This window comes from uncultured Thermosynechococcus sp., from assembly GCF_938074695.1.
GTDB lineage: Bacteria > Cyanobacteriota > Cyanobacteriia > Thermosynechococcales > Thermosynechococcaceae > Thermosynechococcus.
Genome location: NZ_CALJEM010000019.1, coordinates 22,151 through 29,598 on the forward strand (window position 1 = coordinate 22,151; position 7,448 = coordinate 29,598).

Annotated in this window: 7 protein-coding genes; 3 read left to right on the plus strand and 4 right to left on the minus strand. The window is 57.2% G+C overall.

Going from position 1 to position 7,448, the window contains the following annotated elements; translation table 11 throughout:
• Window positions 1-43 precede the first annotated feature (43 nt).
• The 3 genes from acnB to pheS form a co-directional block, all read right to left on the minus strand.
• Window positions 44-2,650 (minus strand): bifunctional aconitate hydratase 2/2-methylisocitrate dehydratase, encoded by a 2,607-nt coding sequence (acnB, locus tag Q0683_RS02690; RefSeq protein ID WP_298615933.1) that lies wholly within the window; start codon window positions 2,648-2,650, stop codon window positions 44-46.
• A 126-nt stretch (window positions 2,651-2,776) separates the two neighbouring features.
• A complete protein-coding gene (locus Q0683_RS02695) occupies window positions 2,777-3,412 on the minus strand; it encodes a ParA family protein (protein ID WP_298615930.1) in 636 nt (211 codons plus the stop codon).
• Between the two features lie 12 nt (window positions 3,413-3,424).
• Window positions 3,425-4,435, minus strand: coding sequence for a phenylalanine--tRNA ligase subunit alpha (gene pheS, locus Q0683_RS02700; protein ID WP_298976173.1), 1,011 nt, complete (start codon window positions 4,433-4,435; stop codon window positions 3,425-3,427).
• 130 nt (window positions 4,436-4,565) lie between these two features.
• On the opposite strand from pheS, the gene Q0683_RS02705 reads away from it, so the two are divergent.
• On the plus strand, window positions 4,566-5,918 hold the full coding sequence (locus Q0683_RS02705) for a CPBP family intramembrane glutamic endopeptidase (protein ID WP_298976175.1): 1,353 nt from the start codon (window positions 4,566-4,568) through the stop codon (window positions 5,916-5,918).
• Here the strand turns inward: Q0683_RS02705 and Q0683_RS02710 are convergent.
• Window positions 5,915-6,442, minus strand: a complete 528-nt coding sequence (locus Q0683_RS02710) for a L,D-transpeptidase (RefSeq protein ID WP_298615923.1) — start codon at window positions 6,440-6,442, stop codon at window positions 5,915-5,917. The two genes, Q0683_RS02705 and Q0683_RS02710, sit on opposite strands and share 4 nt — an antisense overlap.
• Window positions 6,443-6,524: 82 nt before the next feature.
• Between Q0683_RS02710 and Q0683_RS02715 the strand changes: the two genes are divergently transcribed.
• A complete protein-coding gene (locus tag Q0683_RS02715; protein WP_298615963.1) occupies window positions 6,525-7,187 on the plus strand; it encodes a cofactor assembly of complex C subunit B in 663 nt (220 codons plus the stop codon).
• A 47-nt stretch (window positions 7,188-7,234) separates the two neighbouring features.
• A partial coding sequence (locus tag Q0683_RS02720; RefSeq protein WP_298976176.1) for a coproporphyrinogen III oxidase occupies window positions 7,235-7,448 on the plus strand: 214 nt, incomplete at its 3' end.

Consider the following 7,448-nt stretch of genomic DNA (forward strand, 5'->3'; position numbering starts at 1 on the left):
GGCAAGTTGGCATTGTCCATTGGTTAGGAGAAGGCTCTATCGGTCAGCCGCCAAGACTGGCCAGGAGCTTGGCCTCCTCCTCTTTGGAGATGACGCGGCCTTGGTTTTCGTAGTCGGGAATTTGGTCAAAGTAGAGGTAGCGATAGAGATCTGCCGCAAAGGGATCAATTTTGCGCGTCACAATCTCTAGGTACTCCTCGCGAGTGGGAATGCGTCCCAGTAAGGCACAGACGGCTGCCAGCTCTGCGGAACCCAGATAGACCCGTGCCCCCTTGCCCATCCGGTTATTGAAGTTCCGTGTAGAGGTGGAAAAAACCGTTGCATTATCGGCAACGCGGGCTTGATTGCCCATACACAGAGAGCACCCCGGCATCTCTAGGCGGGCGCCCGCTGCCGCAAAAATGCTGTAGTAGCCCTCTTCGCGCAACTGCTGCTCATCCATGCGGGTAGGAGGCGCAATCCAGAGGCGTACTTTCACCGCCCCTTCCCCTTCCAGCACCTTGGCAGCGGCACGGTAGTGACCAATATTGGTCATGCAGGAACCAATAAAAACCTCCTGTACCGGGTCGCCGGCACATTCTGAAAGGGGTTTGATATTGTCGGGATCATTGGGGGCAGCAACCAGGGGTTCTGTAATCTGGTCTAAATCCACCTCAATCACATCGGCATACTCAGCATCGGGATCCGCAGCGAGGAGACTGGGATTGGCCAACCATGCCTCCATCTTTTTCACCCGCCGTAAAATTGTTCGCGCATCCCCATAGCCGCGAGCCACCATATTTTTTAGGAGTATCACGTTGGAACGCAGGTAGGTGGCCACGGTTTCCTCACTCAGCTTAATGGTGCACCCCGCTGCCGATCGCTCCGCTGTGGCATCTGTCAGTTCAAAGGCCTGCTCCAGTTGCAAATCCGGCAGCCCCTCCATCTCGATGATCCGCCCGGAGAAAACATTCTTTTTATTCTCCTTGGCCACTGTGAGCTTGCCCTGCTGGATGGCTACATAGGGAATGGCATTGACAATGTCCCGCAGCGTCACCCCTGGTTGGAGCGAGCCTTTGAAGCGCACCAACACCGACTCCGGCATATTGAGGGGCATCACGCCCAAAGCGGCGGCAAAAGCCACCAAACCAGAGCCTGCAGGAAATGAGATGCCCAGAGGAAACCGGGTATGGGAATCACCACCGGTGCCCACCGTATCCGGCAAGAGCATGCGGTTGAGCCACGAGTGGATAATGCCATCCCCCGGTCGCAGCGACACCCCTCCCCGCGAGGTAATAAAGTCCGGCAGTTCTTTGTGGGTTTTGATGTCCACGGGCTTGGGATAGGCGGCGGTATGGCAGAAACTTTGCAATACCAAATCCGCCCCAAAGCCAAGGCAGGCCAGTTCCTTAAGCTCATCGCGGGTCATTGGGCCTGTGGTGTCTTGGGAGCCAACGGTGGTCATCACGGGTTCGCAGTAGGTGCCGGGGCGGACGCCGGGGAGACCACAGGCTTTACCGACAATCTTTTGCGCCAAGGTATAGCCCTTGCTGCTCTCAAGGGGTGGCTGAGGACGGGTAAAGAGGGGACTGGGGTCTAAGCCAAGGGCAGCGCGGGCTTTGTCAGTGAGGGTACGACCGATGAGGAGGGAAATCCGTCCGCCAGCACGCACTTCGTCTAAGAGGGTATTGGGCTTGAGGGTAAAGCAACTGATAACCTCTCCGGCTTCATTGGTGATTTCGCCGCGGTAGGGGTAGATGGTCACCACATCCCCCATCTTCATGGGGGTGACATCGCACTCAATGGGCAGCGCGCCGGCGTCCTCTAGGGTGTTAAAGAAAATGGGTGCAATCTTGCCCCCCAGACATATCCCCCCTGTGCGCTTGTTGGGGACGTGGGGAATGTCACGACCAATGTGCCAAATCAGCGAGTTGGTGGCGGACTTGCGGGAGGAACCGGTGCCCACCACATCTCCCACATAGGCAAGGGGATAGCCCTTTTGCTTCAGCTCAGCAATGATTTGCAGTGCCTGGGGCAGGCGGCTTTCCAGCATGGTCAAGGCGTGGAGGGGAATGTCGGGGCGGGTGGTGGCATGGGGAGCAGGGGAAAGATCATCGGTATTGGTTTCGCCCGCCACTTTGAAGACAGTCACGGTAATAGCTTCGGGCAGGGGGTCACGGTGGGTAAACCAGTCGCCCTTGGCCCAAGATTCCATCACTTGCCGGGCATAGGTGTTGCCTTGATCCATCAGGTCCTGGACATCGTGAAAGGCGTCATAGACCAGTAGGGTATGGCCTAGGGCAGTGGCGGCCGCCTGGGCCAGCTCCCTGTTTTCATGGCGCAGTAGGTCAATGAGGGATTGGACGTTGTAGCCCCCAAGCATGGTGCCGAGGAGTTCCACGGCTGCAACGGGGGAAATGAGGGGGCTGGTGAGTTCACCCTTGGCGATCGCCGTCAAAAAGCCCGCCTTGACATAGGCTGCTTCATCAACCCCAGGGGGCACGCGATCGCGAATCAGATGCAGTAGATACTCTTCTTCTCCCACTGGAGGATTTTGCAGTAGATCACAAACCGCTGAGGTTTCCGCCGCCGTCAGGGGCAAGGGGGGAATGCCCAAGGCAGCTCGTTCTTGGGTGTGCTGACGGTATTGGCTGAGTACGGTTGTGTCCACGCTGTTTAACCTCAATTCACAACAAATGGCGGATGGGGGAAGGCATTGAAGTGCAGATCCAGATTCTAAAGTACAGAGTTGCGTTGAGTTCTTTAGTTACTTTAGATACCTTTGGGGCGATCGCCCCTAGCGCCAGTCTCGCTGTAACTCTTCCGCAACGCGGCGGTAATCTGCTTGGGCTTCTCTGGCCTGTTTGCCCTTCCATTGGGTGATGGGAACGCCCTCAAGAGCTGCCCGTTCGTGGGCTTTGTAGGCGCGAATAAAAGAGTGACAGGCCGCCACCCCCAACTGCAGGAGGGTATTTTGGGCTTCGAGAGCCTCATTGACGCAACGGGGATCCACGCGGGTGAGCAGGACGCGGTGGGGAACCTTAGACGGCTGCACCACCTGCTTGACAGTTTCAATGAGGGCGGCAAGGTCAATGGGGGCGGGTGGGGTGGGCAGCACCAAGTAGTCCGCAATGGGCACGACCGCTGCAAGGGCAGTGGAGGCTAAAGCGGGAGGGGTATCCACCACAATGAGATCATAGCCAGTGAGCTTGCGCACATTGCTGAGGAGTTTTGGGTTCACCTCTTGGGCGAGATCGAAGCCCATGGACCGGCCGCCGCGCTGAAACCACCAGGTGGCGGAAGCTTGGGGATCGGTGTCCACCAATAGCACTTTGTACTGCTCGGCATAGGTGGCGGCAAGGTTGATGGCCGTTGTGGTTTTGCCCACGCCCCCCTTTCCATTGAGGATGGCCACTAGACGGGGTTGCGCCAAGGCTCTGCCCTCCTAAAACTGCCGCAAAAAGCGCAAATCACTGGTGTAGAAGCGGCGAATGTCGTCAATTTGATGCAACACCATGGCAAACCGCTCTACGCCAAAGCCGGCGGCAAAGCCCGTATAAACCTCTGGATCGTAGCCAACGTTTTTGAGGACGGCGGGATCCACCATGCCGCAACCCATAACTTCTAGCCAGCGTCCCTGCCACTGCACATCCACCTCGGCGGAGGGTTCGGTAAAGGGAAAGTAGCTGGCACGGAAACGAATGGGCACCTCGCCGAAGAGTTCAGCCAGGAAGGTTGTGACGGTTCCCTTGAGGTCGGTAAAGGTCAGTCCCTCATCCACTGCCAAAATCTCAACCTGGTGAAACACGGCTGCGTGGGTCGCATCTTCGCTATCCCGCCGGTAACAGCGCCCCGGCGCCACAATCCGAATGGGGGGATCGTTCAGTTCCATATAGCGAATTTGCACCGAGGAGGTGTGGGTGCGCAGGAGATTGCCATCGGGCAAGTAAAAGGTGTCCTGCATGTCGCGAGCCGGGTGATCCACCGGGGTATTCAGGGCTTGGAAGTTGTAGTAGTCGGTTTCCATCTCTGGGCCATTGGCAACCCTATAGCCAAGACCCACAAAAATATCGAGGATGCGGTCAATGGTGCTGTTGAGGGGATGAATGTGCCCCTGGGGACGAAAGACCCCCGGCATGGTGACATCCAGTGTTTCTGCCGCCAGCTGGGCAGCAATTTTTTCCGCTTGCAGGGTTTGGCGCCGTGTCTCTAGCTCTTGGAGAAGGCGCTCTTTGAGGGTGTTGGCAAGGGTGCCAATCGTGGGGCGATCGCCGGCGGGCAATTTGCCCATCAGGGCAAGAATTTGCGAGAGTTCCCCTTTTTTGCCAAGATAGGCTACCCGCAGTTGTTCTAGCTGCTCAAGGGTATCTGCTGCGGCGATCGCCCCCAAGGCTCTGGCTTGCAAATCTTTGAGTTGTTGAATAAGCTGATCGCGGTCAAGGGGGGAAGTAGTCATGGCAAAATGCGGTTGCGGGATACGCAAAGATCAATGGCACCAGTCGGGGTCAAGATAGAACATTCGACCGCTGGGGAATAAGCCTTGATTATAACGCTCCGTCTGTAGTTGCGATCGCCATGGTTCGGAAATGCCCATTCCTCAGCCCACTCTCCTCCCCCAACGGACTGTACTGGAGGCTCCCCAAGCGTTTTTAACGCCAGCTCACTACTCAGCACGCCGCGAGCGGCAAACAGCCCTCCTTGCCTGTGGACTGTGGTTTTTAGCACAACTGCTCTATCTCCATTCTGTGTCGCCAACCCCCTGGCCGTGGTTAGAAAGCCTTGTGGAGGCCGCTGCTGTTGTGATCATTGGCGGTTTTCCCGTGCTGTGGTGGGCAATCGGCAAGCGGGATTTTGAGACAATTGCTCAGCGCTGGCCAAGACGATTACTCCTAAGTTTGGCGCTGTACCTCACGATGGGCCTGCTGCTGCCGGGGGTCACTTACTTTCCCTGGTACCCAATTCTCAGGAATTTACTCTTGGCCGATCAGCCGTGGCTGAATTTGCTGATTTTTCTTGGCGGCGTCTGGGCAATGCTGCGCGTTCCTTTCCTCCTACGGCAGAAAACCACGCCGAGACCTGTGTTGTGGGGGTGGATCAGTGGCGCAGCGCTCTATTTGCTGCTTAGCCACAGCGGGCTGATGTCGCCAGCATTTGCCAAAGAGCACAGCGAAGGATTCCTCATTACGCCGATTTATCTGCTCCTCTGTGCTTGGGGCGATTGGCAGCGGCGACAATCTCCGCGGCGGATCCGCAGCGGCTTAGGATGGCACGACATTCCCTTGATGGCGGTCTCGCTTTTTAGCCTCTACTGGTTCTCCACCCCCTACTTTCGCTTTGGCCCTTTGGTGGCGCTGCAACTGTTTATCTTGGTGATTATTTTTGGCAGTGGGCTGGGGCGATCGCACTTTGGCTATAGCTTTGAACCGCGCCGGCGCGATGCGCGTTTACTGGGGGGAATATTTTTGGCGGCCTTGATAACCATGGTGCCCTTGGGGAGTCTCTTGGGCTTTTTGCCCTTGGCGCAATTTAACCTCACCCCTTCGCCACTTCAGGTATTTGTCTATTCGACCCTTTTTGTGCTGCGGGTGGGCATTTTTGAGGAGGTGCTCTTTCGCAGTGGGCTGATGATTTTTGTGCGGGATCTCCTGCAGCAGGCTGGGGGCGATCGCCAACGTGCGGCGGTCATTGCTTGGGGTGCCATCCTCATTTGCTCGCTGGTTTTTGGCATTGTGCATATGGGCAATCAGCCGAATGCCAATATTCAACTGCCCCTCCTTGTGTACCGAGGGGTGTATGTCCTTATGGCAACATTTGCCTCCCTTTTTTACTGCTTCACCTTTGCCTGTACCCAGCGGCTGTGGGCAGGGGTCATCCTCCATGGCTTGGTGGACGCGATCGCCGTTGTCTTTTTCGGCGCTGCTTTGGCTGCCCCCTTCTAGCGCACCACAATCACAGGTACACCCAGTTGCACTTTCTCAAACAGCTCCTCTATGTCGCGGTTGTACATGCGCACGCAGCCGTGGGAGACCGCCTGACCCACAGACTCAGGATTGGGGGTACCATGCAGCCCAACCCAATTTTTGCCATCACTCCAAAAGCCAATCCAACGCCGTCCCAAGGGATTTTGGGGATGCCCGCCGGCAATCACGACACCGCTAAAGGGATTTTTCCAAGCGGGATCGCGAATCATCTGCCGCACTTGAAATGTGCCCACGGGGGTTTCCCACCCCGGTCGGCCAACGGCCACGGGATAGCGGCGCAGGGGGGTCTGGCCGCGATAGAGGGTTAGTTGCCGCCGCGAGAGGCTAATTTCTAGGTGCAAGGGGGCAGCCCTAGGACTGGCGAGGATGGCCGGCGGTGCACCGCCAAGGGCCAAGGGGAGAGGGTCTAAAAGGCTAAAGCTCACCAGTTCCAAAAGGGCGATCGCCCCCCGCCTGAGGCCTGCGAACCCTGGTCTTGGCATGGTGCCATTTACTCCTCCCACCGCAAGATTAGACTAACAGAGAATAGATACAGTGACTGTCGGGCCATTTTTCAAGATTGTGATGAACAATCAATTCCTGCGCTATCTGCCCCTGGCAACGGGGATTCTGGGGGGCACCCTGCTCCTGCTCAATCGTCTCCTGACGCCGCTGCTGACCCCCTCGCAAGCGCGGTCTGATGTGGTGGGGGTGATCCTAGCAGCGGTGTTGGTTTTAACGACGCTGATCTGGCAGCAGGTGCAGCCCCGTCCTCCCGAAGCGGTCATTCTGGAGGGGGAGGAGGGCTTTGAACTGGCGGCTGATTTGGATTCGGCACTGAAAACGGAACTGGCGTGGCTTTCCTATACGTTGCTCACCAATACGCCCACAAAGTCCATTGTGATTTGGCGGGGCGATCGCCCCCTTCTGCGGCGCGGCATTCTCGGCCCCAAACCCATGACGGCTGCCGGCCCCATTGTCCGGCGCGCCCTGCAAACCCAACGCCCCATCTATTTAGTGAATCTGGCTCTTTACCCCGGCCGCATTGAATTTGACTACTTGCCCCCCAATACCCAAGGGGTGATCTGCCAACCGGTGGATGAACAAACCGTGATGATTCTGGGCACCAATGCGCCGCGCAGCTATACCAAGCAGGATGAACAGTGGGTGGCTGCCCTGGCCGCCAAGTTCGCCCAGGTGCTGGCAGAGCAGTACAATAAAGACAGTCAAGGCCTAGACACGCTTTGAACTGCTGTTTGACACTGAAGACCGTTATTGGGATTTCGATATTGACTATGACTGTTGTAACCTCTGCTACCACCGCTGTGCCCAGGGATTCCCGTCAACGGGTGGCCACCTTTGTGAAGGATTTACAGGATCAAATTTGTCAGGCTTTAGAGGCTGCCGATGGCGGTGCCCAGTTTCAGGAGGACACTTGGGAGCGACCCGAAGGCGGTGGCGGGCGATCGCGGGTGATGAAAAATGGCCGCCTTTTGGAGCAGGGGGGAG

Bases quoted from the DNA above. Each gene is read 5' to 3' on its own strand.
- Q0683_RS02715 (WP_298615963.1), top strand. From the start codon at position 6,525: ATGAACAATCAATTCCTGCGCTATCTGCCCCTGGCAACGGGGATTCTG.
- Q0683_RS02705 (WP_298976175.1), top strand. From the start codon at position 4,566: ATGCCCATTCCTCAGCCCACTCTCCTCCCCCAACGGACTGTACTGGAG.
- pheS (WP_298976173.1), bottom strand. From the start codon at position 4,435: ATGACTACTTCCCCCCTTGACCGCGATCAGCTTATTCAACAACTCAAA.
- Q0683_RS02710 (WP_298615923.1), bottom strand. From the start codon at position 6,442: ATGCCAAGACCAGGGTTCGCAGGCCTCAGGCGGGGGGCGATCGCCCTT.